This window comes from Allokutzneria sp. NRRL B-24872 (genome assembly GCF_002155965.1).
Lineage (GTDB): Bacteria > Actinomycetota > Actinomycetes > Mycobacteriales > Pseudonocardiaceae > Allokutzneria.
Genome location: NZ_MUMH01000015.1, coordinates 80,818 through 103,714, shown reverse-complemented (window position 1 = coordinate 103,714; position 22,897 = coordinate 80,818). Strand labels below are relative to the sequence as shown.

Below are 22,897 nucleotides of genomic sequence, written 5' to 3'. Positions count from 1 at the left end.
ACCAGCGGCGCGTGTGCTTTCCCACTGCGCCCGCGGCGGGGTATCAATGCGGGGCGGCTCACATTTCCGGGCGGGCAAGGAGGGCTGCGGTGAAGAAGATCATCAACGATCCGGCGGCGGTGGTCGCCGAAGCGCTGCGCGGGATGGCCGCGGCCCATCCGGACCTGCTCACGATCCGCACCGACCCGGCCGCGATCCTCCGCAAGGACGCCCCGGTCACCGGACGCGTCGCGGTCGTCTCCGGCGGCGGCTCCGGGCACGAGCCGCTGCACGGCGGCTTCGTCGGCCCCGGCATGCTGCACGCCGCCTGCCCAGGGCCGGTGTTCACCTCCCCGACTCCCGACCAGGTGCAGGCCGCGATCGAGGCCGTGCACGGCGGCGCGGGCGTGCTGCTGATCGTGAAGAACTACACCGGCGACGTGCTCAACTTCGAGACCGCGGCCGAGTTCGCCGCCGCCGAGGGCATCGACGTCCGCATGGTGCTGGTCGACGACGACGTCGCGGTGAAGGACTCGCTGTACACGGCGGGCAGGCGCGGCGTCGGCGGCACGGTGCTCGTCGAGAAGATCGTGGGAGCCGCCGCCGAGCGCGGGGCGGACCTGGACACCTGTGAGCGCCTGGCCCAGCGCGTGGTCGCGGGCACCCGCTCGCTGGGCATGGCGCTCACCGCGTGCACCGTGCCGCACGTCGGCGAACCGAGCTTCACCCTCGCTGACGACGAGATGGAGATCGGCATCGGCATCCACGGCGAGCCCGGGCGCGAGCGCCTGCCCGTGGAGCCCGCGGACGGCATCGTGCGCCGGTTGGTCGACGCGATCACCGAGGACCTGGCCTTCAAGCGGGTTCTGCTGTTCACCAACTCGATGGGCGGGACGCCGCAGCTGGAGCTCTACCTGGCGCACGGCATAGCGGAGCGCCTGCTCGCCGAGCGCGGGATCACGGTGGAACGGAGACTGGTCGGGCCCTACGTGACCAGCCTGGAGATGCAGGGGATGAGCCTGACGCTGTGCGGGCTCGACGACGAACTGATCGACTTGTGGGACGCGCCGGTGCACACCGCCGCGCTGCGCTGGGGGTGCTGAATGGGTTGCTCCGTCGAGGACGTCACCGCCGCGGTCCGCGCGGCGGCGGAGAAGGTCATCGCGCACCGCGACGAGCTGGTCGAGCTGGACCGCGTGATCGGCGACGGTGACCACGGCGAGAACCTGCACCGGGGGTTCACCGCCGTGCTGGCCAAGCTCGACGGCGGCGGCTTCGACAGCCCGGCCGCGGTGCTGAAGGTGACCGCGACGACGCTGATCTCCACGGTCGGCGGCGCTGCCGGACCGCTCTACGGCACGGCGTTCCTGCGCTCGGCGACCGCGCTCGGCAATGTGTCCGAAGTGGACGGACGGCAGGTCGTCGCCGCCCTCGAAGCCGCACTCGAAGGTGTGGTGGCAAGAGGAAAGGCCGCGCCCGGCGACAAGACGATGGTCGACGCCCTCACCCCGGCCGTCGCGGCCGCGCGGTCCACTGTGGACGCCGGAGTCGCCGAAGTGCTCATGGCGGCGGCGGACGCGGCGGAGCAGGGGGCGGCGGCGACGGTCCCGCTCGTCGCGCGCAAGGGGCGGGCTTCCTACCTCGGCGAGCGCAGCGCGGGCCACCTCGACCCCGGCGCTCGGTCCACGGCGGTCCTGCTGCGCGCGCTGGCCGAGGCCACCCGACAGTGAGGAGCCGTTGGTGAGAGTCGGCCTGGTCATCGTCTCGCACAGCGCCGCGCTGGCGGCGGGTGTGACGGAGCTGGCCGCCCAGATGGCCCCTGATGTGCGGATCATGCCCGCGGGCGGCACCGAGGACGGGGGACTGGGCACGGACTTCGACCGCGTGTCGGCCGCGTTGGAGCGCGCGGACTCCGGAGCCGGAGTGGTGCTGCTCTACGACCTCGGCAGCGCGCAGATGACCGCTGAGCTGGCCGTCGAGTCGCTGACCACGCCGATCCGCGCCATCGTCGCCGACGCGCCGCTGGTGGAGGGCGCGGTCGCGGCGGCGGTGTGCGCGCAGGGCGGGGCGGACCTCGACGCGGTCGGCTCGGCGGCGGCCATGGCGCACGCTTTCGTGCAGGGCGAGGCCTTCGACGAGGTGGACCTCGACCGGCACGTCTACGGCGGTGGCGACGGCCTGCTGGAGCGGACCTTCGTGCTGCGCAACGAACTCGGCATGCACGCGAGGCCAGCGGCGCTGACCGCCCGCGCCGTCGCCGAACTGGACGCCGAGGTCTCGATCCGGCACGGCGACCAGGAGGTCGACGCGCGCAGTGTGCTGGCGCTGATGGGACTCGGCGCGCGGGGCGGTGACGAACTACTCGTCCGGGCGGTTGGCCGGGACGCGCAGAAGGCCGTCGACGCCCTCGCTGAGCTGCTTGAATCCGGTTTCGGCGAGTAGGAGCGACCAGGTGCGGCTCCCCGGCGGCTGACCTAGTGTCGGCCGCATGGGGTTCGGGGGAATCTGCCTGGTGGGAGCGCTGCTGCTCAGCGGCTGTGCGGCGCCCGACCCGCCCGCTGCCGTCCCCGCCGAGGCGCCGGCGGGGACGGTCGTCGACTGGCACCGCGTCGACCCGTGCGGCTTCGTCGACGCGGCGCTGCCCGGCCGCTACGGCACCCCGCCGGAGCGGATCGAGGCGTTCGACCTCAACACCTGTGAGATCCCGCTCGCGCAGCCCGGCGGCGGCACCGTCCACCTCGGGGTGATGACCGACAACCGGCTCTCCGACGAGCGGGAACTGTCCTCGCTCGGCACGGCGTTCACCCGGCGCGGCTCCCTGCGCGTGGCGAGCCCCGTGCCGCACGAGGACACCTGCGCGGCCAACGTCGTCTTCCCCGACCTCCGCTACGTCCAGGTGAACGCGGTTCCCAGGGACGGAGCCAGGACCGACTCGTGCGCCATCGCGGCCGCACTCGCCGACTCCGTGGTTTTCTCGGTGCTGCAAGGGAAGTACCGGTTCTTCCCGGCCTCGCCGAGTTCGTGGCTGCACATCGACCCGTGCGAGCTGCTGGCCGGAGCTGAGGTCGCCGCGCTCGCGGGCGATGTCGAGCCGAGGCACGGGCCGAACCGGCACAACTGCCGTTGGGGTGCGAGCAAACCCGACTACACGGGGGTCGTGCTGAACATCGGTGTGAGCGCGCAGCGGCTCACCGAAGTCCGCGATGTGGCAGGGCGGCAGACGCAGGTCCGCGCTGAGCCCGCAGAGGGGCCGCTGCCACCGGCTTGTCGCGTCGCCACGCAGCACATCGGCTTCGCGCGGGACAAGGTGGAGACCATCGCGCTCGTCGTCTTCGCGGACCAGCAACCCCGGCAGCTGTGCGCGACGGGCCTGGAGCTGGCGGGAAAAGTGTGGCCGAAGCTGCCCCGCGTCCCTTGAGGGCCTAGCATGCCGCCATGCCTAGCTGGGGGTCTCGTTTCCTCGCCACCGTCGCCGTGGCGTCCATCGCGTTCACGGCCGCGTGCACCTCAGCGGTGCCCGGCGAGCCGGTGGCCTCTCCTGGGGCCGAGGAGAAGGCCAAGAAGGCCAAGAGCAAGATCGACCCGGGCACCGGTCCGATCGCCGGGCTCGGCGCGCTGAACACGCGCAGGGAGGTCGACCCGTGCGCGCTGTTCCCCAGGGACGCGCAGGAGACGCTGGGCAAGAACGTCCTGTACTTCGGTGGCAAGACGAAGATCGACGTGTGCACCTTCGGCATCGAGGTCTGGGCGGGTGATCCGCCCAAGGACCCCAGCCAGAAGGCCCCGAACCTCGGCATCGTCGACATCGCGCTGAACTCCGGCATGGTCTACCTCGACGAGGAGACCGCCTCGAAGGGGGCGAGGGGGCCGCTGACCAAGGAGTCCCGTGACGACTTCGAGGTCTACTCCTCCCAGGAGCCGAGGATCTGCACCCGCCGCGTGCTCTTCAAGGACAAGTCGATGATCGAGGTCGAGGTCACGACGAGGAACAACACGACCCAGGCCGATCCGTGCGAGTCCGCCGAGACCGTGCTCTCCAGCGCGCTGAAGGTGATGCGCGGCGGGCAGATCACGCGTCGCTCGGTGTCCGCCAACTCCCTGGTGAACGTGGACTCCTGCGGCCTGGTCACCCCCGACGTGGTGACCGCGGTGACCGGCGGCACCCCGCCGCGCCACCAGGGGACCAGCATCCGCAACTGCCTGTGGACCGTTGACCCCAAGGCCTCCAATGCCGAAGCTCTCATCGTCGACGTCGGCCTCACCTCGACGCCGGGCGAGATGGTGAAGTCGATTCCGCCGATCGCGGGCAGGCCCGCGGTCACCGTCCAGCTGCCGTTCTCCGCGCCCGGCATGCCCGGCGCCTGCACGGTCGAGATCTCGCACATCCCCTTCGAGACCCAGACCCCCGGCAAGAAGGAGGCGTTCAGCGTCATGGCGCTGACCCCGGCCGGTCCGGAGGCCGCCTGCCAGAAGGCGCGCGCCGGGGCCGAGCTGATCGCCCCGAAGCTGCCCGCCATGTGACTCTCCGCGCTCGCCGTGGCGAAGCTCACGGCGCCCACCTCGTCGAACGTGGCACTATCACGTGAAGTTACCGGCGCGTAGCGTGCTCGCTCCCTGCGTGCTCCGGTTCCCCGACGGCGTGGGAGGTAGCTCGTGGCTCGCATCGACACGGTCGGAGTTGTCGGACTCGGCACCATGGGTGCGGGCATCGCGGAGGTGCTCGCCCGTACTGGGCTCCGGGTCGTCGCGGTGGAGCTGGACGAGGACGCGGTGCTGCGCGGACGGGCGCACCTGGAGCACTCCACGGCGCGCGCGGTGTCGCGGGACAAGCTCTCCAGCGGTGACCAGAGCGAGCTGTTCGGCCGGATTCGCTACACCACAACGCTTTCCGATCTCGCCGATGTCGATCTGGTGATCGAGGCGGTGCCGGAGCGGATGGAGCTGAAGGCAGCGGTCTTCGCCGAGCTGGACCGCGTGTGCCGGCCCGAGGTCGTGCTGGCGTCCAACACCTCCTCGCTGTCGGTCACCGAGCTGTCCGTCGTCACGAAGCGGCCGGGCAAGGTCGTCGGGATGCACTTCTTCAACCCGGCGCCCGTGCTCAAGCTGGTCGAGGTCGTGCGCACAGTGGTCACCGAGCCGGAGGTGATCGCCGACGTTGTCGCGTTCGTCGAAGGCCTCGGCAAGGTGCCGGTGGTGATCGGTGACCGCGCGGGCTTCATCGCCAACGCGCTGCTCTTCGGCTACCTCAACCACGCAGTGCGCATGTTCGAGTCGCGCTACGCCTCGCGCGAGGACATCGACGCGGCGATGCGTTTCGGTTGCGGCTATCCGATGGGACCGTTGCAGCTGCTGGATCTGATGGGCCTGGACACGGCCTACGAGATCCTGGACACGATGTACCACCAGTCGCGGAACCGTTTGCACGCACCGGCTCCCGTGCTCAAGCAGATGATCACCGCTGGCCTGCTCGGGAGGAAGTCCGGCCGCGGTTTCTACACCTACGACGACCTCGACTCGCCGGTCGTGGTGCCCGACGCGCAGACGCCGGGCGACGCCGTGCAGGGCGGTCGAGTGCGTGAGGTGCAGCGGGTCGGCGTCGTCGGCACGGGCACCATGGCGGCGGGCATCGTCGAGGTCTTTGCCAAGGCGGGCAACGATGTCCTGATGCGCGCGCGCAGCGAGGTGAAGGCGAGCGCGGCGCTGGAGACAGTGCGCCGGTCGCTGAACAAGGCCGTGCTGCGCGGAAAGCTCACCGAGGACCAGCGTGACGCCGCGCTCGCGCGCATTCGCACCACGACCAGCTTCGACGACTTCGCCGACTGCGACCTGGTCGTCGAGGCCGTCGCCGAGGAGCTGGAGGTCAAGAAGGCCGTCTTCGGCGCGCTGGACGAGGTGTGCAAGCCGGGCGCGGTGCTCGCGACCACGACCTCCTCGCTGCCGGTGATCGAGTGCGCCGCGGCCACTTCGCGCCCCGCCGACGTGGTCGGGCTGCACTTCTTCAACCCCGCCCAGGTGATGAAGCTGGTCGAGGTGGTGCACACGATCTCGACGTCCCCCGATGTGCTCGCGACGGCGCGCGCGGTGTGCACGAGGCTCGGCAAGCACGCGGTGAGCTGCGGCGACCGCGCGGGCTTCATCGTCAACGCGCTGCTGTTCCCCTACCTCAACGACGCCGTTCGGATGCTGGAGGCGCACTACGCCGACGCCGACGACATCGACGGCGCGATGACCATCGGCTGCGGCCTGCCGATGGGGCCGTTCTCGCTGCTGGACGTGGTGGGTCTGGACGTGGCACTGGCGATCCAGCGCGAGCTCTACCTGGAGTTCCGCGAGGCCGGGTTCTCGCCGGCTCCGCTGCTGGAGCACCTGGTCACGGCCGGGCGGCTGGGGCGTAAGACCGGCAAGGGTTTCCGCGACTACACGGTCTGAGCCCCCGTGACTGTCAGGGGTGTGTTCTAGCTTCTGGGGCATGGCAACTTGGTCGGACGTCGAAGCCTCCGCGTCGCAGTTCGCGCGGCGGGTCAAGGAGAGCTTCGACGCGTACACGAACAAGACGTTGGCGACGCTGCGCCGGGACGGATCACCCAGGATCAGCGGCATCGAGGTCGAGTTCGTCGACGGACAGCTGTGGCTCGGCGCGATGTGGCAGTCCCGCAAAGCGCTTGACCTGCAACGCGATCCGCGCTGCGCGGTGCACAGCGGGACGGGGAACGGCGGCGAGTCCTGGACCGGCGACGCCAAGTTCTCCGGTACCGCGGTGGAGATCACCGACCGGGTGCGCCACAAGGAGATCAGCGACGCGAGTGGGGGCGAGGCACCCCCGGGCCCCTCGCACCTGTTCCTCCTCGACATCGACGAGGTCGTGCACACCAGCGTCGAGGGCAACCGGCTCGTCGTCGAGCTGTGGACGGAAGGGGGTGGACTGCGCCGCATGGAACGCCAGTAGGTTGCCCGCATGGGGTTGGACGCGTTCGTCCTGTGCCGGTGTTGGGCTGAGGGGCGCACCACGCCGCCCCCGGTGCCGCGCGAGCTGGTCGTGGTGCTGGACGAGCACGGACCTGAGCTGGATCTGCTCTACGACGGCAACGAGGAGCTGTTCAGCCGCTTCGACGGCTGGCGGGTTGACTGCTGCGAGCATTCGGACATGGAGTACGCGTCGCAGCGGATCGGCACCTGGTCCGGCGTGCGGCAGTTCCAGTGGGCGCTCGGCGCTGTCGGTGGCTTCCCCGTGCTGCGGTCGATCCTGCCCTCGGGCAACGGCGGCACCGTGGAGCCGGACGTGTCTGCTCGCGCACTGGTCGAACTGGCGGATTTCGCGTCGTGCCAACGGATCGGCGAGCGGGCCGAGCTGTACGACGGTGACACCGGCGCGGTGGTCGCCCGGCAGAACCCGGCGTACGGCGGTTTCTTCTCGATCGGGCCGGGTGGTCGGCTCGGCGTCGATTCCGGCGGCCTGTTCGTGGTCGAGGGCGAGCGGGAGGTCTTCCGCGCGCTCCGGACCCGGCAACGCGTTGACGGCGATGGCGCGTGGCTGACCGATCTGGACCGCGAAGAGCTCGGTGAGACGCGGATCGGCACCGCTGTCGGCGACCGGGCGAGCACGCTGCTCATCCGCGCCAAGGCGTACGCGGCCGCCGACTTCGAGTTCCAGGTGCGCGCGCTCACGACCGTGTTCGAGGCGGCCGTGAAGGTCGGCAACCCGGTGGTGTGGTGCTGAGGCGCGGATCAGCCGCAGCAGCCCCCACCGCAGCAACCCCCGCCGCCACCGCCGCCTGCGGGCGCCGCCGCACTCGCTGACCCGGCACTGGCTGACCCGGCAAAGCCGACCGTGGTCAGCAGCTTCACCGTGTCCTCGTGACCGGCGGGGCACCGCGCGGGATCGGAGGCCGCGCTCATCGGGCGCTTCACCTCAAACGTGCCGGAGCACTCACGACAGCGGAACTCGTACGTTGGCATGCCCCCATTGTGCTGGGTCCCGCTGCCGGGCCGCGAGCAGTTCCGTGAGGCGGGATACCGCGAACTCCCGGAACGGCTTGGCCGGAACGAGCACGCAGGCCGCGTTGCCGACGGTGACGGGGCGTACGTGCGCGTGCTCCTCGAACTCGCGGCCAACCCTGGGGAAGTGCGTGCCGTTGTCGTCGCCGACGTCGACGGTCTCCACCCACACCCGTTCCCCGACGAGGCTCATCGGGAAGCGGCGGGCCTTCAGCCGAGGTTCCGGGGTCAGGGACTCCGCGTGGTGCAGGAAGCTGTTGCGGTCGTGCCCGACGCCGATGAGAAGGATGCGGGCATCGACGTCGTGCAGCCGCGCGAACGGGGAATCGTGCCCGAGGGCGAACCCCAGGGACTGATGGCTCACGATCTCCCGCGCCCGGGCACCGACGGCGGCCACGGACGCCTGGGGATGCGAGCTGCGCACGCTGTCGGAACGCGCGCGCAGCGCTTCGGCGACGGCTCCCATGGTGGTGGGCAGGTCCGGGTGGAACAGCGGAACGGCTGCTCGTCGTCGCAGCAGCTCGTTGTCCGGCGCTCCGCGGTGCTCAGGAGACGGGTCCGTCACGTGCGGCGTGAAGGCCGGTGTGACGATCGTGCCTTCGGGCCCGACCGCGGACAGCAGGCTCTCCACGACCGTGGCGGCGCCGCCGTCGACCTGCCCCAGGCTGGACAGCGACGAGTGCACGATCACTGTCATGGCTGCTGTGACTCCGGCGCGGAGCCAGCCCTCGGTGAGGTCGTCGTGGCGCAGGGCCATGTGGTCTCCGCTTCTCAATTGAGCAGTTCGCGAACCCAGGACAGCACCGCGTCGCCTTGGGCTCGTTGGAAGGCGCGCACGGTCGGCAGGCCCGGAGGTGCTGGCTGCCGCGCCGCGTCGAGGAAGGTCCCCGCGAAGCCCCCGAGGAAGGCGATGACGTCGTCCGGGTCGGCGTCCGCGGTGTGCTGGGCGAGCAGGGCGGACGCGTCGTGGCCGCCGTGCAGGCGCACGTTGATCAACAGGAGTGCGCGGTCCAGCCACTCCGCGCCCCGGCATGCCCACGGCCAGTCGACCACCGTCACCGTGCCGTCTGCTCCGAGCAGGACGTTGTCCGCGCGGATGTCCATGTGCACGAGGGCGTCCCCTCTCGTCGCCGCGAGCCCCCGATCCGCGAGCCTGCACAGGACGTCCAGGTGCCGCGCGACCCACGGGTCCAGGTCAGCGGGCGGATTCTCGGAGAGCCGTCGCCAGCCCGCGAAATCCTCCGCCAGCGACTCCTCAGCGCTGATCAGGTCTGGCATTTGGGCGGCTGTCGACACCGCGCCGAGAACCCGCTCCAGCTCGTCTGGCTGCCACGGCGTGGCCGGATGACGGCCCTCGACGTCCTCCAGCACCAGGGCGACCCAGTCGCCGTCGTCGTAGGACCCGAGCAGGCGCGGGGCGGGAACCTCGGGCGGCAGCGCCGCGGTCACCCGTGCTTCCCTGCGGTGCAGCTGCGGGCTGAAGTCGTTCAGCTCGGTCCCCACGGCTTTGACGAACGCGCGCTTTCCGGCCGCCGTCCGGACACGGTCCGCTGTGCCCGGCGAGAAGCCGCCGCGCTGCGAGACCGCTTCGACGACCGGCCCACCGATGATCTCTTCGACGGCCGCGCGGACGTGCCGCGGCAGCTCTGTCCACCCGATCCGCGTTCCCATGCCCAGATCCTGGCACCTCCGCGCTTGACGTATCCGATCGGATACGTCAGCGTTGGTCGCATGAGCGCGGGCCACATGCTGCTTCGAGTGCGTCAGGAATCGGGGCTCAGCCAGGAGGAGTTCGCTGAACAGGTGGGCACGTCGCGTCCCACGTTGTCCGCGTACGAGAACGACCGGAAGTCTCCGACGGTGGAGACGATGGAGCGGCTCCTCTCCGCTGCCGGCTTCCAGCTCACCGTGGAACCCGCGATCTCCTTCGTGGACCACGTCGTCTCGCGCGGGCGCATCGCCACGGTTCCCACTCGGCTGCCCAGGCTCGATCCCAGGAAGGCGTTCGCGACGGTCCGCCTCCCGCTGCACCTGAACTGGTCCCACCCGGGGAAGATCTCCGACCTCTCGGATCGGGGCGATCGCGGACGCTGCTACGAGTTGGTCCTCCAAGAGGGTGGCGCCGACGACATCCTCGAGTACATCGACGGTGCGCTGCTCATCGACTCGTGGTCCGAGTTGGTCGTGCCCAGGGACATTCGCGCGCTGTGGGAACCGCTCGTCAGGATGGCGCCGTAGCCATGTCGTTCACGCTGACCGAGTTTCAGACAGCCCTCACACGATTAGTTCTTCGAGCTTCCCGCGTCCCGGGGGTTTCTTCTGGCTGGCGGGGCCGCCCTGATCACCCAGGAGCTGATCGCTCGTCCGACAGCGGACCTGGACTTCTTCACAACGCGTGCGTCCAGCGTGAAGGCTGCCTGCGACGCCCTGGAGAGCGCTGTAGCGCAGCAGTGCTGGTCCTCGCGAAGGCTCCGGGAAGGTCCGTCGTTCATCCGCCTGGAGATCGAGGGCACCGAGAGCCTTCTTGTGGATCTGGCCGTCGACTCCGGACCGGACCGGCCAGCTGTGGTCACCGTCATCGGCCCGAGCTTCAATCCGAAGGATCTGGCTGGCCGGAAAGTCATCGCGTTGTTCAACCGCGCGCAGGCACGAGACTTCGCTGATGTGTTCGCGCTCGCGCGGCGCTACGGCAAACCCCTCTTGCTCCAGTTGGCAGCTGAAGCCGACCAGGGGTTCGACGAGCGGGTACTTGCCGAGATGTTCAGGTTTCTCGCTCGCTGGAGGGACGAAGAGCTTCCGGTGCCACCGGGGGAAGTGGTTGCCCTGAGGGAGTTCTTCGCCGACTGGGCGCGGGAGTTGGAGGCCCCGGCCGAGTGACCGGGGCCTCCGCCAGCCACGGTCAGCGGAGTTGGGCGCGCACCCACTGCTCGACCTCGTCGGTGGCGATCGGCAGGGCGTCGGAGAGCACGCGCGAGCCCTCCGGAGTGACGACCAGGTCGTCCTCGATCCGCACGCCGATACCGCGCAGCTCCGGCGGCACGGTGAGGTCGTTGGGGTGGAAGTACAGGCCGGGCTCCACGGTCAGCGCCATGCCGACCTCGAGCGACGCGTCGTGGTAGGTCTCGGCGCGCGCGTTGGCGCAGTCGTGCACGTCGAGGCCGAGGAAGTGGCCGACACCGCACACGATGTAGCGGCGGTGCTGCTGGCCGTCGGGGTCGAGCGCCTGGTCGACGGACACGGGCAGCAGGCCCCAGTCGTGCAGGCCCTCGGCGAGCACGCGCATGGCGGTGCGGTGGAACTCGCGGTAGTCGGCGCCGGGCTTGACCTCGGCCATGGCGGCGACGTGCGACTTGAGCACGAGGTCGTAGACCTGGCGCTGGGCGGAGCTGAACTCGCCGTTGACCGGGAAGGTCCGCGTGACGTCGGCGGTGTAGAGGGTGTTGACCTCCACGCCCGCGTCGAGCAGCAGCAGCGACTCGTCGGGCACGCCGCCGTCGGCGCGCACCCAGTGCAGCACGGGCGCGTGCGGGCCAGCGGCCACGATGGAGGCGTAGCCGACGCCGTTTCCGCTGGTCCTGGCCCTGCGGTCGAAGGTGCCCTGGAGCCAGCGCTCGCCGCCGCCCTTGATCGCGGCCGGCAGCTCACCGGCGACGTCGGCGAAGCCGAGCACGGTGGCGTCGACGGCGGCCTGGAGCTGGCCGATCTCCCAGTCGTCCTTGATCCGGCGGAGCTCGGCGACGGTGCGGCGCAGCGCGGCGGCCTGGACGGGGCCGACGGTGGTCAGCGCGTCGAGCATCGGTTCGACGCCGGTGGCGGCGATGACGCCGGGCAGCCTGCCGCGCAGCGCGACGGGCAGTTCCTCCAGCGGGCGGCAGCGCAGGCCGAGCGCCTCGGACCACTCCTTCATGCCGGGGACCGGGCCGATCCACAGCTCGCCGTCGCGGGCGTTGGCGAAGAAGTCGGGGTCGCCGGGGCCAGCGGGCTCGCGCAGGAACAGCTCGGCGGAGTGGCCGCCGTCGTGCGGGTGCATGACGAGCACGGCGCCCTCGGCGTTGCAGCCGGTCAGCCACGAGAAGTCGCTGTCGGGCCGGAAGTCGAAGTCGGTGTCGTTGGAGCGCACCGGGGCGCGGCCGGAGGCGATGGCGATCCGCAGGCCGGGGAACTCGGCGCTGAGCCGGTCCCGGTGCGCGGCGGCGGCCTCGCGCGCTCCCGGGGTCAGGCGGACGTCGCGGTCGGCCGGGCCCCAGTTGTCGCGCACGAACTCCCTGAAGCCCGAAGCGTCGACAAGACGGCTCGGGTCGCGACGTGCGGGGCGTTCCTCGGCGTTCATGACACCTCCGTGTATCTGCGGTCGCCGGTTCTTCGGCGGCAACCACACCGTAACCGGATCAGAGGACGAATCCTCGGGGGAAGGGGTCGCTGGGTTCCAGCACGTAGGTGGCGCGCGCGGTGATCCACGCCCGCCCGGTGACCGTGGGCACGACGGCCTCCCGTGCGCCCAGCGATGTCGTCGAGGTCAGGCGGCCGGTGAAGCGCGTGCCGATGAAGGACTCGTTGACGAAGTCCTCGCCGAGCCCCAACGAGCCGCGTGCGTGCAGCTGGGCCATTCGGGCGCACGTGCCGGTGCCGCAGGGGGAACGGTCGAACCAACCGGGGTGGATCGCCATGGCGTTGCGGGAGTGGCTGCCGTCGCGGCCGGGCGCGGTGAACTGCACGTGCTTGCAGCCGGAGATCGCCGGATCGGTCGGGTGCACGGGGCGTCGCTGCTCGTTGACAGCGTCCATAATGGACAGCCCGGCGCTCAGGATGTCGTGCTTGTTCTCGTGCGCGAAAGGGATTCCCAGCTGGTCGAGCGGCAGGATCGCGTAGAAGTTGCCGCCGTAGGCCATGTCGTAGCGCACCTCGCCGAGCCCGGGAACCTCCACACGGGCATCCAGCTCGTGCGCGTATGCGGGCACGTTCTCGATCGTCACGTGCTTCGCGCGACCGCCGGAGACCGCGACCGCAGCCACGACCAAGCCCGCCGGGGTGTCCAGGCGGACGTGCGTGACCGGCTCGGTGACCTCGACCAAGCCGCTCTCCACGAGAACCGTTGCCACGCCGATGGTTCCGTGCCCGCACATGGGCAAGCAGCCGGACACTTCGATGTAGAGCACGCCCCAGTCGGCGTCGGGACGCGTCGGAGGTTGCAGGATCGCGCCGCTCATCGCCGCGTGCCCGCGCGGTTCGTTGACGAGCAGCTGGCGGATGTCGTCCATGTGCGCCATGAAGTGCTCGCGCCGCTGAGCCATGGTGTCGCCGGGGATCGGGCCGACGCCGTCGGTGATCACGCGCGTCGGCATGCCCTCGGTGTGCGAGTCGATCGCGGTGAAGGACCTCATGCGACTGCCCGCCGGAGATCGGCTTCGAGGCGTGCGCGGTGGTCCTCGCTCAGCGGACCGCGCGGGGGACGGCAGGGGCCACCGAAGCGACCGACGAAGTCCAAGCCGTACTTGATCGCCTGCACGAACTCCACGCGCGAATCCCAGCGGAACGCCGCGACCATCGGCTCGTACAGCGCCCGCGCTTCATCGAGTTTCCCTTGCTGTGCAAGCGAGAACAGCTCGGCGCATTCGGCGGGGAAGACGTTGGGGAAGCCCGCGAACCAGCCGGTCGCGCCCATCAGCAAGGACTCCAGCACGACGTCGTCCGCGCCAGCGACCACGGCCAGTTCTGGTGCCAGCTCGCGGATCTCCAGCACCCGGCGGACATCGCCGCTGAACTCCTTGACCGCGACGACGTTGTCGATCGCGGCGATCTCCGCGAGCAGCGCGGGCGTGAGGTCGACCTTCGTGTCGATCGGGTTGTTGTAGACCATGACCGGCAGGCCCACGCTCGCGACCTGCTCGAAGTGGTCGAGCACTTCCCCGGCGTTGGCGCGGTACATCGTCGGCGGCAGGCAGAGCACGCCGTCCGCCCCGTCCTCGGCCGCCACTTCGGCCCAGTGCCGAGCCTGGTGAGCGCCGACTCCGTGCACGCCGACGACCACAACTCCTTCCGCCCCAACGGCTTCGACGGCGGTCTTGGCCACCGCTCTGCGCTCGGAGTCGGTCAGCGAGGAGTACTCGCCGAGCGAGCCGTTCGGGCCGACACCGCGACAGCCGTTGTCCACCAACCACCGGCAGTGGTCGGCGTAGCGGTCCAGATCGGGGCGCAGCCCGGCCGGGGCCGATGCGTCCTCGGCGTAGGGCAGCGCGGTCGCGACGATCATGCCGTCAAGCCGTTCCTGGGTCATGCCGGTTCTCCTTGCTGAGTTCGCCGAGTCGGACGGGGGCGGCGATCGGGCGGCGGACGACATCGGGAATGCCGGTCAGCTCAGCGACCGCGCGCCCGCACATCCGCCCCTGGCACCGGCCGAGGCCCACGCGGCTGGTCAGCTTGAGCGTGCGCGAGTCCGCTGCTCCTCGCAGGTCGACGGCTTGGCGCAGCGTGTCGTGGACGACGCGTTCGCAGCGGCAGATGATCGTGTTCGGGGTGAGCCAGCTCCGCCAGCCGGGCCGCACCGGATGGGCCCGCGCCAACGCTTCGGCGAACATCCGTCCTTTGTGGACTCTGCGGAGTGCTGCCCGGGGAACACGTCCCCCAGCGGCGGTGATTCCGGCGATCTCGCCCTCCGCCGCCGCGAGATCCGCCCCGCCGACGCCCGTGATCTCCCCGGCGGCGAGCACGCCCGCGACCGAGGTCCGCTGGGCGCTGTCGACCCGCACGAACCCCTTGTACACAAGGCATCCCGATGCGACGGCGAGGTCGAGCTGAGGCACGAAGCCGAATCCGACGCACACCGCGTCCACCTCGACGCGTTGTTCCGAGCCGGGGACGACGTTCCAGGCTCCGTCGATCTTCGCGGTCGTGACCGAGGTGACGCGATCGATCCCGTGCGCGGCGATGACAGTTCTCTTCGTGCGGTAAGGAATTCTGTGCTTGGCGAGCACGGCGGCGTACCTGGCCAGCTCGGGGATCTTGTGCAGCCCGGTGAGTGCTCCGCGCGCCCAGCGGGTCGGCGAGTTCGCTTCGAGCACGCCGAGCACGCGAGAGCCGACGCTCACCAACGACTCCGCGACGGGCAGGAGGAACGGCCCGGTGCCCGCGATCAGCACGCGTTGGCCGATCGCCTCCCGTCTGCCCTTCGCGAGCGCCTGTGCGGCTCCGGCGGTGTGCACACCGAGGAGATCCCAGCCGGGGAAGGGAATCGCTCGGTCGTAGGCGCCCGTTGCCAAGATCAGATGTGGAGCGTCGAGCACGCTGGCCACGCGGTTGGGCGCGTCGAGCGGGCCGCTGAGCAGGTGCAGCCGCCTGCCGGGCTCGATCGCCCAGACGACGGTGTTCGGCAGGTGCTGGACGCCTGGAACGCCGACGTACGGGCTGTCGATGGCCTGGCGTCCGTACTGGCCGCCGAGCAGGGGAGCGGAGTCGATCAACGTCACGCTGGCACCGTGAGCGACTGCGGCCTTGGCAGCTGCCACGCCGGCGGGACCAGCTCCCACAACGACGATGTCCGTGGCGCGCGGGACGGCGGCGGGCGTGGCGTCGGGAATGTGTTGGCACGCGCGGACATTGAGCGGAGGCTGGACGCATCCGTGGCAGACTCCGATACCGCAGAAGAAGCTCATGGCTGTCTGTCCACTCGGAACGGTGTCGGGTCGACGTGCGGAGCCTGGCCGGTGAACAGCTCAGCGAGGAGCTGGCCGGTGGCCGCCGCGAGTCCGATGCCCGCGCCCTCGTGCCCCGTCGCGTGCCACAGACCGGACAGCCGATGATCTTCGCCGATGATCGGGAGGTGGTCGGGCGCGTAGGGTCGAAAACCGCCGTATGACCGCATGATCTGCACATCGGCGAGGATCGGGAAGAGGCGAACTGCCTTGCGCGCGAGTTCACGGAGCACGTCGACGCGCATGCTGTCGTCGAAGCCGACGCGCTGCCTGCTGGAGCCGATCAGCACCGTACCCGCCTGCGTGGACTCCACGACCGCTGACGTCTGGAGGTCGGCTTCGCCGCTCGTCACCGCGCCCACGTAGTCGGCGTCATACACCTTGTGCCGCACGGTGTTCGGTGGCAGGGGAGCGGTCACGAGCACGACTCCGCGCCGTGGCTGGATGTCGATGGGCGCGCCCACGGCTTGCGAGAACGCGCCGGACCACGGGCCGCATGCGTTGATCACCGCGCTGCACGGAATGATGCCGTGCTTGGTGCGCAAGGCTTTGACGGCTCCAGCGTGGTGTTCGACGCCGATTGCTTCGACATCGCCACGGACCTCGCCGCCTCGCTTGCGGACAGCCGCGAGCAAGGCCATCGTCGCGAGAACTGGTTGCAGCTGCGCGTCTTCGGGGTAGTGGACCGCTGCGGCGATCTCCTTGGTCAGGTGCGGTTCGAGGTCCGCGGCGTCGCTCGCGGTGATCGCGCGCGCGTCGACCCGGGCTCCGCGCTGGGCGGCTGCGAAGTCCGCTAATGGTTGCGCGGCAACGGAAGTGGTGGCCACGACCAAGCCGCCCTTGGGCTCCCACTCGACCTCGGCGACGGGTCCCAGTTCCTCGTGCAGCTCCGCCAAGAGCGTCGGCCACCGGCGCCGGGATGCCTGCGCGAGCACGAGTTCCGGGCCGGGCTCCTTGTCGGAGACCAGCACGTTGCCCTCACCGGAAGCGGTGGTTCCCGAGGCCGGGGCGCCGCGATCGAGCACGAGCACCGAAACCCCGCACGCGGTCAGCGCCTCGGCACACGCGGCGCCGATCACGCCGGCACCGACGATCACCACGTCCGGATGTGTCACGGAGCCTCCGCGCATCGTTCATTTCAGTGAACGAAGCGAGCGTAGGCAGCTCACGCGGCGAGGGTCAACAGTGCGCGCCGAACTGCACCGGTCCAGCTGCCGCCGGGTACTCCAGCAGGAGCACGGACGTCACCGGCCCGTCGACAGCTTCGTAGACGTGCGGCTGCTGGGCGGAGAAGCACACGTAGTCGCCGGGGCCGAGCGTGTACGGCGCGTCCGCCGGGCCGACGCGGAGAAAGCCCGACGTCACAACGGTGTGCTCGCGTCCAGGGTGCCCGTTCGAGCGCTGCGTGTGCCCCGGCCGCACGCGCTGGTCGTACAGCTCGAACACTGTCTCCGAGACGTCCACGCGGCGCAGCATGCGGAGGTCGACCGCGTCCCCGCTCAGCACGTCGAGCCCGGCCGAGCGGATCAGCACGACGTCCTGCGCGACGCGCTCGGTCAGCAACGAGGACACCGGGACGTCGAGAGCGTTCGACAAACTGAACACCGTCTCGATCGTGGGGTTGCCGGTGCCGGACTCCAACTGCGAGAGCGTGCCCTTGGCGATCTCGGAGCGCCGCGCCAGCTCGGACAGCGACAGGCCGCGTTGCTCCCGCAGCGCGCGCAGGTTCGCCGCGAGCACCTGCCCCGCTTGTTCCCGAACCACGCAGCCTCCTCACCCCGGCAAACGCCAGACGTTACGGACCAAACGCGGCATTGGCGAGTGGTGGGTCAGAACGTGGAGCGGATCTTGTAGTCGCCGTGCGTGGTGGTGAAGAAGGGCACGGTGCTGGTGCACCGCAGGGTGCTCTGCTCGAAGCCGCCGGTTGCCCAGCTCCAGCCGATGCGATCGCCGCGCCTGCCCTGGTCGGCGACGGACAGGCCGATGCGCTTGCCGATGATCGTGCTCCCCGGCGGCAGACCGGGCAGCGCCTCGCGCTCCACGATCCCGGTCATCACGGCCTGGCCGTGCGCGGCGATGAGGCAGTCGACCTTGCCGGAGAACTCGGCGTGCGCCGTGCCGTCGGGCTTGGTGTGCACGACGTGGAACGTGCCGCCACCGCCACCGGCGGGGCCCTTCGCGTCCACGGTGAAGCGCACCGGGTCCCCGCCGAGCGGGCCGAAGGACTTGGGCAGCTTGCCGCCCGCCGAGCCGACCAGGCTGCCCTCCGGCTCGGCCGGTGCCGCCGATGCGGCGCTCGCGGTCACCACGGATGCCAGCATGATGGTGAGTGCGCCTGCGACGAGCTTCATGGGTGCTCCCCCTCGTGTTGTCGGTAGCACCAACCCTGCTCGCCAGCACGCGGCCGCGGCTCCCACCAGCGAATGATCTCGATCCCCCGTGAGAGCTAGGGTCTTCGCCGTGCCCCGCCACAACCGTCGCGACAAAGGCCCCGACCGAGGACTCGGGGGCGGTGTCGGCTGGGCGCGCACGGAGAGCGGACCGGACGGGGACTGGCAGGTGCGCACCGTGGCGGGCTCACAGGCGACGAAGCACTACCGCTGCCCGGGCTGCGATCACGAGATCGTTCCGGGAACGCCGCACGTCGTGGCCTGGCCCGCCGACGAGCACGGGTCGAGCGCGGACCGCCGCCACTGGCACCAGGGCTGCTGGTCGGCACGGTCTCGGCGGGGGCCGACGCGTCGCTGGTCGTGATGCTCGTCGCGCTCGCGCGAAGCCGCGCGGGTGGCAAAATCGAGGCTGTCATGACTACTGAGATCCGGGCGAACACCGTCCTCCCCGCGCGCCGCGAGCCGGTCACCCTGCACACCGCCGACGGGCTGAACCTGATCGGCGAGCTGTCCCTGCCGGAGGGCGAGCCGAAGGCGACGCTCGTGCTGCTGCACCCGCTGCCCACGCACGGCGGGATGATGGACTCGCACCTCTACCGCAAGGCCGCGTGGCGGTTGCCCGCGCTGGCCGACGTGGCGGTGCTGCGCTTCAACACGCGCGGCACGGCGAGCGAGGCCGGGCGCAGCGACGGCGAGTTCGACAACGGCGACGGCGAGCGCTTCGACGTGGCCGCCGCGCTGGAGTACGCGGAGTTCCACGACCTGCCGAACGTGTGGCTGGTCGGCTGGTCCTTCGGCACGGACCTGGCGCTGGTGCACGGCTGCGACCCGCTGGTGCGCGGGCTGTTCCTGATCTCCCCGCCGCTGCGCTGGAGCGGGCCGGAGCACCTGAAGACCTGGGCGGACTCGGGCAAGCCGGTGTTCTGCCTGGTGCCGGAGCACGACGACAACCTCCAGCCCGACGAGGCCCGCGAGCGCTTCTCGGTGATCCCGCAGGCGAAGGTGATCCCGGTCGCGGGCGGCAAGCACCTGCTGGTCGGCTACGCCGAGGAAGCGCTGGACCAGCTCGTCGCCGCGGTCCTGCCGGACGTGCCGACGCCGCTACCGCGCACCTGGGACGGGCCGTCGACCACGCATCAGGTCACGATCGTCTCCTGAGCGGCGTAGACCACCGCCGGAGCGCCTTCCAGGACGGTCTCGCACAGCTGCACGAAGCCGATCTTCTCGGCGACCCGGATGGCGGGCGCGTTGTCGAACTTGGTGAAGATCAGCACGGGTTCGGGGCGGTGGTCCCGCGCCCAGTCGACGACGGCGCGCGCCATCTCCGGGGCGAAGCCCTTGCCCCACGCCGAGGGGCGGAAGCGGTAGTACAGGTTGAGCACCGGCTCGCCGTCGAAGACGTGGGTGCGCAGACCGCCGAAGCCGATCACGTGCCCGGAGTGCTCGGTGATCGCGCAGTAGCCGAAACCGTGCTCGACCCAGTGCGCCAGCCACGACTTGAGGTCCTGGGTGGCGCGCGCCTCGTCGGCGGGCCCGAGCGGGTTGAAGCGGTTGGTCTCCGGATCGGCGTGGATCTCCACCACCGCCGCCAGGTCCTCGGCGGTCGGGCGGCGCAGCACGAGGCGATCAGTGGTGATCACGCGATCAGGCTCTCCGCCTGGCGGGCCAGGATCTCCGCGACGGTCTCCTCCGGCGTCTGCTCCGAGGTGTCCAGCCACAGGCCCAGGCGCGGCGTCTGCTCGTGCAGGATCTTGTTCAGCGCCGTGACCGCCCACGTGTCGTAGCCGGTCTTGTTCCGAGCCGCCTCGCGCGCGTGCACGGCCTCGGGCGTCGGCGCGAGCACGACCAAGTGCACCGGCCGTCCGCGCAGCACGTCCAGGTAGTCCTTCAGCACGTCGCCGATGATCACGTCCTCCGCCACCGTGGCGAAGCCCGCGTCCTGGAACGACATCGCCAGCGTCGCGGCCTGGCGGTAGCGCAGGAGCAGTTGGCCCATCGCGTCCTCGGACGGCTCCGGGCTCATGTCGACGCGGCCCGAACGCACCATCTCGCGGACGAGGTCGCCCTCCACGAACGCGCTCCGGGGGAACGAGTCAGCGAGCAGGCGGCCGATGGTGGTCTTGCCGCTCGCGGAGATCCCGGTCAGCACGAACAGTGGAGTGTCGGTCACGCGGGCAGGATAGGCAGGCATGAGCTCCGACGACACCGAGAATCGCCCCGCCCTGGTGCTGCTGCACGCGTTTCCGCTGGACTCGCGCATGTGGGACGCGGTCCGCTCGCCACTGGAAGCACACTTCACGGTGATCACCCCCGACCAGCGCGGGCTCGGCGCGCGGCCGCTGGGCGCCGCTCCCGTGCCGAGCCTGGACGTGGTCGCCGCGGACGTGGTCGCCCAGCTGGAATCGCTCGGGCTGGAGCGCGTGGTCCTCGGCGGGATCTCGATGGGCGGCTACGTGGCGATGTCCGTCCTGCGCCAAGCTCCTGAGCTGGTCGAGAAGCTGGTCCTGGTCGACACGAAGGCGGTCGCCGACACCTCGCAGCAGCGCGCGGGGCGCCTCGCGATGGCCGAGCGCGTCGAGGCCGAGGGCACCGCCTGGGTCGCGGACGCGGTGCTCGACGGGTTGCTCGGCGCGAGCACGCACGCTTCGCGGCCAGCCGCGGTGAGCGCTGCGCGTGCGTTGGTCGACGCGCAGTCGGCGGAGGGGATCGCTTGGGCTCAGCGGGCGATGGCGGCTCGGCCGGATTCCACGGAAACGTTGCGCGGGGTGGGCGTCCCGGCGTTGGTCGTGGTGGGGGAGCAGGACAAGCTCGCCCCGCCCGGTGCCGCCGAGGAGATGGTCGACGCGCTGCCGGAAGCCGAACTCGCGGTGCTGCCCGCGTGCGGTCACCTGCCACCGCTCGAACGCCCGGCGGAGTTCGCGGGCGTCCTGATCGACTGGCTCTCCTGAAACACGACGGTGCCGGGCGCGTGATCGCGCCCGGCACCGGGGACTTCGTTCAGCGCTGGCGCTGAGGCGGCTTGCCCGAGGACTTCTGCTGCTTCGGGGGCTGCTGCTTCGGGGGCTGCTGCCTCGGCGGCTGCTGTTGCTGCTGCTGTGGCTGCTGCGGTTTGTGTTGCTGCTGCTGGTTCTGCAGCACCTGGGTCTGCTGCTGCGGCGGGCGCTGCTGCTGCGGCTGCTGCTGCGGCTGCTGTTGCTGGCCGCCCATCCGGTTGGTGGGTGCCTCCATCGCGGGCATCGGCCGCTTGAACTGCTGCGTCGGCTGGTCCAGCGGCGGCGCTGAGCCGGACGGCTTGGCCGAGGACGGCGGCACGCCCTGCGCGGGCTTCGGCGGCTGGGGCTGCTGTTGCTTCGGACCACCCTGCGGACCTGCCGGGGGCGGCGGCCCCTGCTGCGGACCCTTGCCCTGGGGCGGCTGCTGGGCGGGCTGCTGCGGCGGCAGGGCGGGCTTGTTCAGCACGTCCTGCTCGTCCTCGGCCTGCTCCAGGATCGGCTTGGCGTCGGCGAAGGCGGTGTGCACCGAGTCCAGCTCGCCGCCGACCCCGGTGAGCACCGAGCTGAGTTCGGTCTCGCCCTTGCCGGTGGCCGTCGCCAGCTCCGTGTCGAGGTCGGTGCGCATGGTCTCCAGCTTCGAGACCAGCTCCGTGCGCGCGGCCTCCAGCTGCGTCTTGAGCTGGGCGCGGGCCTTCTCCAGCCGCGACTTCAGCTCCGAGCGCAGCGAGTCCAGCCTGGACTCCATCTCCTTGAGCTGACCGGCGACCTTGACCCGAAGCTCGCGCAGCTCCTGCACGCGCTTGGTCGCGTACTCCACGCGGCGGGTCGACTCCTCGGTGGCCTCGCGGACCAGGCGCTGGGCCTCGGCTGTGGCCTCGCGGACGCGGCGCGCGGACTCCTCGGTGGCCTCGCGGATGCGCTTGGCGGCGTCGTCGACGGCCTCGGTGCGGCGGCGCTTGGCCTCCTCGGTCGCCTCGAAGAGCCTGCGGCTGCTCTCGTCGGTGGCCTCGCGGACCAGGCGCTGGGCCTCCGCCGTGGCCTCGGCGACGCGCCGCTTGCTGTCCTCGGTGGCGTCCAGGACCCGCTTGTTCGCCTCCTCGGTCGCCTCGCGGACCCTGCGGTCGGCCTCGGCCTTGCTGGCCGCCTCGGTCTCGGCGAGCGCGTGCATGGCCTCGGCGCGGCGCGAGGCCATGGCGATCTCGAAGTCCTCCTCGACCTGCTTGCGCTTGGTCAGCGAGGCCGCGTCGGCCTCCTGCCGGGCGCGCTCGGCCTCGTCGGTGATCCGCTTGGCCTCGCCGCGGGCGGTGTCGAGCACGTTCTGGTGCTCGGCCTCCATCTCCGCGCGCCGGTTGTCCAGCTCGGCGATCAGCTGCTCGTAGCGCAGGCGCAGCGCGGCGGCGTCCTTCTCCGCCTTGGCCTTGATCTCCCGGCCCTCGCCCTCGGCGCGCGCGCGTGTCTCGCTCGCCTCGTCCTGGGCGAGCCGGAGCATGCGCTGCAACCGCTCGCTGAGGCCCTCCAGGGTTGTCGGCGGCTTGGACAGCCGGTCGACCTGCCCCTTGAGGTCTTCGATCTCCGAACGCGCCTTTTCCAGCTGGCGCGCGAGATCTGCCGCCTGGGAGACGGCGGCGTCGCGGTCAGCCGCGAGGATGCGCAGGTCCGAGTCGAGCCGTTCGAGGTGCTCCTCCACCTGGGCGCGGTTGTAGCCCCCGCGCTTCACGATGTCGAAGCCTGACCCCAGCGGCACCAGCTCGCGGTCTTCGGCAAGGCCCATGGCATCACGCTACCCGTACTCGGGAGAAAACTTCAGACCCCACGGGCAGGCGCCCGGCGAAATGTCCGACTGTCCACTGTG

The 22,897-nt window shown here is 70.8% G+C and carries 26 protein-coding genes; 13 read left to right on the top strand and 13 right to left on the bottom strand.

Annotated elements, in window-relative coordinates; translation table 11 throughout:
* The first annotated feature begins 89 nt into the window (after positions 1-89).
* The 8 genes from dhaK to CCN37_RS04050 all read left to right on the top strand — a co-directional run bounded on the left by dhaK (position 90) and on the right by CCN37_RS04050 (position 7,696).
* Positions 90-1,082 carry a dihydroxyacetone kinase subunit DhaK gene (gene dhaK / locus CCN37_RS04085; RefSeq protein ID WP_086819268.1) on the top strand — a complete coding sequence of 331 codons (993 nt, stop codon included), beginning with the start codon at positions 90-92 and terminating at the stop codon, positions 1,080-1,082.
* Positions 1,083-1,709, top strand: a complete 627-nt coding sequence (dhaL, locus tag CCN37_RS04080; protein ID WP_086819267.1) for a dihydroxyacetone kinase subunit DhaL — start codon at positions 1,083-1,085, stop codon at positions 1,707-1,709. It abuts the gene before it with no gap.
* A gap of 10 nt (positions 1,710-1,719) precedes the next feature.
* Positions 1,720-2,421 (top strand): dihydroxyacetone kinase phosphoryl donor subunit DhaM, encoded by a 702-nt coding sequence (gene dhaM / locus CCN37_RS04075; RefSeq protein WP_086819266.1) that lies wholly within the window; start codon positions 1,720-1,722, stop codon positions 2,419-2,421.
* Positions 2,422-2,467: 46 nt separating this feature from the next.
* Positions 2,468-3,397: a hypothetical protein gene (locus CCN37_RS04070; RefSeq protein ID WP_086819265.1), complete on the top strand. Its 930-nt coding sequence runs from the start codon at positions 2,468-2,470 to the stop codon at positions 3,395-3,397.
* Between the two features lie 17 nt (positions 3,398-3,414).
* Entirely contained in the window at positions 3,415-4,500 is a 1,086-nt protein-coding gene (locus tag CCN37_RS04065; RefSeq protein WP_086819264.1) for a DUF3558 family protein, read from the top strand.
* Positions 4,501-4,632: 132 nt separating this feature from the next.
* Positions 4,633-6,408: a 3-hydroxyacyl-CoA dehydrogenase family protein gene (locus CCN37_RS04060; protein WP_256388013.1), complete on the top strand. Its 1,776-nt coding sequence runs from the start codon at positions 4,633-4,635 to the stop codon at positions 6,406-6,408.
* A 40-nt stretch (positions 6,409-6,448) separates the two neighbouring features.
* A complete protein-coding gene (locus tag CCN37_RS04055; RefSeq protein WP_086819263.1) occupies positions 6,449-6,925 on the top strand; it encodes a pyridoxamine 5'-phosphate oxidase family protein in 477 nt (158 codons plus the stop codon).
* Between the two features lie 9 nt (positions 6,926-6,934).
* Complete coding sequence (locus CCN37_RS04050) at positions 6,935-7,696, top strand: hypothetical protein (protein WP_086819262.1); 762 nt, start codon at positions 6,935-6,937, stop codon at positions 7,694-7,696.
* A gap of 8 nt (positions 7,697-7,704) precedes the next feature.
* Here CCN37_RS04050 and CCN37_RS04045 read toward each other — a convergent pair whose 3' ends face one another.
* The 3 genes from CCN37_RS04045 to CCN37_RS04035 are packed head-to-tail and all read right to left on the bottom strand — an operon-like array spanning position 7,705 to position 9,645.
* Positions 7,705-7,935 carry a zinc ribbon domain-containing protein gene (locus CCN37_RS04045; RefSeq protein WP_086819261.1) on the bottom strand — a complete coding sequence of 77 codons (231 nt, stop codon included), beginning with the start codon at positions 7,933-7,935 and terminating at the stop codon, positions 7,705-7,707.
* Complete coding sequence (locus tag CCN37_RS04040) at positions 7,907-8,731, bottom strand: aminoglycoside N(3)-acetyltransferase (protein ID WP_143261417.1); 825 nt, start codon at positions 8,729-8,731, stop codon at positions 7,907-7,909. The genes CCN37_RS04045 and CCN37_RS04040 overlap by 29 nt, the downstream gene beginning before the upstream one ends.
* Positions 8,732-8,745: 14 nt before the next feature.
* Entirely contained in the window at positions 8,746-9,645 is a 900-nt protein-coding gene (locus CCN37_RS04035) for a phosphotransferase (RefSeq protein ID WP_086819260.1), read from the bottom strand.
* 60 nt (positions 9,646-9,705) lie between these two features.
* Between CCN37_RS04035 and CCN37_RS04030 the strand changes: the two genes are divergently transcribed.
* Together CCN37_RS04030 and CCN37_RS04025 are read left to right on the top strand one after the other, a co-directional pair.
* Positions 9,706-10,212: a helix-turn-helix transcriptional regulator gene (locus CCN37_RS04030; RefSeq protein ID WP_086819259.1), complete on the top strand. Its 507-nt coding sequence runs from the start codon at positions 9,706-9,708 to the stop codon at positions 10,210-10,212.
* A gap of 81 nt (positions 10,213-10,293) precedes the next feature.
* On the top strand, positions 10,294-10,851 hold the full coding sequence (locus tag CCN37_RS04025; protein ID WP_086819258.1) for a nucleotidyl transferase AbiEii/AbiGii toxin family protein: 558 nt from the start codon (positions 10,294-10,296) through the stop codon (positions 10,849-10,851).
* Positions 10,852-10,873: 22 nt separating this feature from the next.
* On the opposite strand, the gene CCN37_RS04020 is transcribed toward CCN37_RS04025, so the two are convergent.
* The 7 genes from CCN37_RS04020 to CCN37_RS03990 all read right to left on the bottom strand — a co-directional run bounded on the left by CCN37_RS04020 (position 10,874) and on the right by CCN37_RS03990 (position 18,013).
* The gene (locus CCN37_RS04020; protein WP_086819257.1) at positions 10,874-12,304 is read right to left on the bottom strand and encodes an aminopeptidase P family protein; all 1,431 of its coding nucleotides are present in this window, start codon (positions 12,302-12,304) and stop codon (positions 10,874-10,876) included.
* Between the two features lie 58 nt (positions 12,305-12,362).
* A complete protein-coding gene (locus CCN37_RS04015; protein ID WP_086819256.1) occupies positions 12,363-13,355 on the bottom strand; it encodes a proline racemase family protein in 993 nt (330 codons plus the stop codon).
* Entirely contained in the window at positions 13,352-14,248 is an 897-nt protein-coding gene (locus CCN37_RS04010; RefSeq protein ID WP_086819255.1) for a dihydrodipicolinate synthase family protein, read from the bottom strand. The genes CCN37_RS04015 and CCN37_RS04010 overlap by 4 nt, the downstream gene beginning before the upstream one ends.
* Positions 14,229-15,548: an FAD/NAD(P)-binding oxidoreductase gene (locus tag CCN37_RS04005; protein ID WP_246842807.1), complete on the bottom strand. Its 1,320-nt coding sequence runs from the start codon at positions 15,546-15,548 to the stop codon at positions 14,229-14,231. The genes CCN37_RS04010 and CCN37_RS04005 overlap by 20 nt, the downstream gene beginning before the upstream one ends.
* 71 nt (positions 15,549-15,619) lie before the next feature.
* Complete coding sequence (locus CCN37_RS04000) at positions 15,620-16,777, bottom strand: FAD-binding oxidoreductase (RefSeq protein ID WP_246842804.1); 1,158 nt, start codon at positions 16,775-16,777, stop codon at positions 15,620-15,622.
* Between the two features lie 64 nt (positions 16,778-16,841).
* Positions 16,842-17,426: a helix-turn-helix domain-containing protein gene (locus tag CCN37_RS03995; protein WP_086819252.1), complete on the bottom strand. Its 585-nt coding sequence runs from the start codon at positions 17,424-17,426 to the stop codon at positions 16,842-16,844.
* A gap of 65 nt (positions 17,427-17,491) precedes the next feature.
* Positions 17,492-18,013 (bottom strand): hypothetical protein, encoded by a 522-nt coding sequence (locus CCN37_RS03990; protein WP_086819251.1) that lies wholly within the window; start codon positions 18,011-18,013, stop codon positions 17,492-17,494.
* Between the two features lie 109 nt (positions 18,014-18,122).
* Between CCN37_RS03990 and CCN37_RS03985 the strand changes: the two genes are divergently transcribed.
* Both CCN37_RS03985 and CCN37_RS03980 read left to right on the top strand, forming a co-directional pair.
* Positions 18,123-18,416 carry a hypothetical protein gene (locus tag CCN37_RS03985; RefSeq protein WP_086819250.1) on the top strand — a complete coding sequence of 98 codons (294 nt, stop codon included), beginning with the start codon at positions 18,123-18,125 and terminating at the stop codon, positions 18,414-18,416.
* 50 nt (positions 18,417-18,466) lie between these two features.
* A complete protein-coding gene (locus CCN37_RS03980; RefSeq protein WP_086819324.1) occupies positions 18,467-19,210 on the top strand; it encodes an alpha/beta hydrolase in 744 nt (247 codons plus the stop codon).
* On the opposite strand, the gene CCN37_RS03975 is transcribed toward CCN37_RS03980, so the two are convergent.
* Both CCN37_RS03975 and CCN37_RS03970 read right to left on the bottom strand, forming a co-directional pair.
* Complete coding sequence (locus CCN37_RS03975) at positions 19,189-19,692, bottom strand: GNAT family N-acetyltransferase (protein WP_086819249.1); 504 nt, start codon at positions 19,690-19,692, stop codon at positions 19,189-19,191. The two genes, CCN37_RS03980 and CCN37_RS03975, sit on opposite strands and share 22 nt — an antisense overlap.
* A complete protein-coding gene (locus CCN37_RS03970) occupies positions 19,689-20,222 on the bottom strand; it encodes an AAA family ATPase (protein WP_246842803.1) in 534 nt (177 codons plus the stop codon). Before CCN37_RS03970 ends, CCN37_RS03975 begins: the two co-directional genes overlap by 4 nt.
* A 19-nt stretch (positions 20,223-20,241) precedes the next feature.
* Between CCN37_RS03970 and CCN37_RS03965 the strand changes: the two genes are divergently transcribed.
* Positions 20,242-21,000, top strand: coding sequence for an alpha/beta fold hydrolase (locus tag CCN37_RS03965; RefSeq protein ID WP_086819247.1), 759 nt, complete (start codon positions 20,242-20,244; stop codon positions 20,998-21,000).
* A gap of 49 nt (positions 21,001-21,049) precedes the next feature.
* On the opposite strand, the gene CCN37_RS42260 is transcribed toward CCN37_RS03965, so the two are convergent.
* Positions 21,050-22,816, bottom strand: a complete 1,767-nt coding sequence (locus tag CCN37_RS42260; protein ID WP_086819246.1) for a hypothetical protein — start codon at positions 22,814-22,816, stop codon at positions 21,050-21,052.
* Between the last annotated feature and the right edge of the window lie 81 nt (positions 22,817-22,897).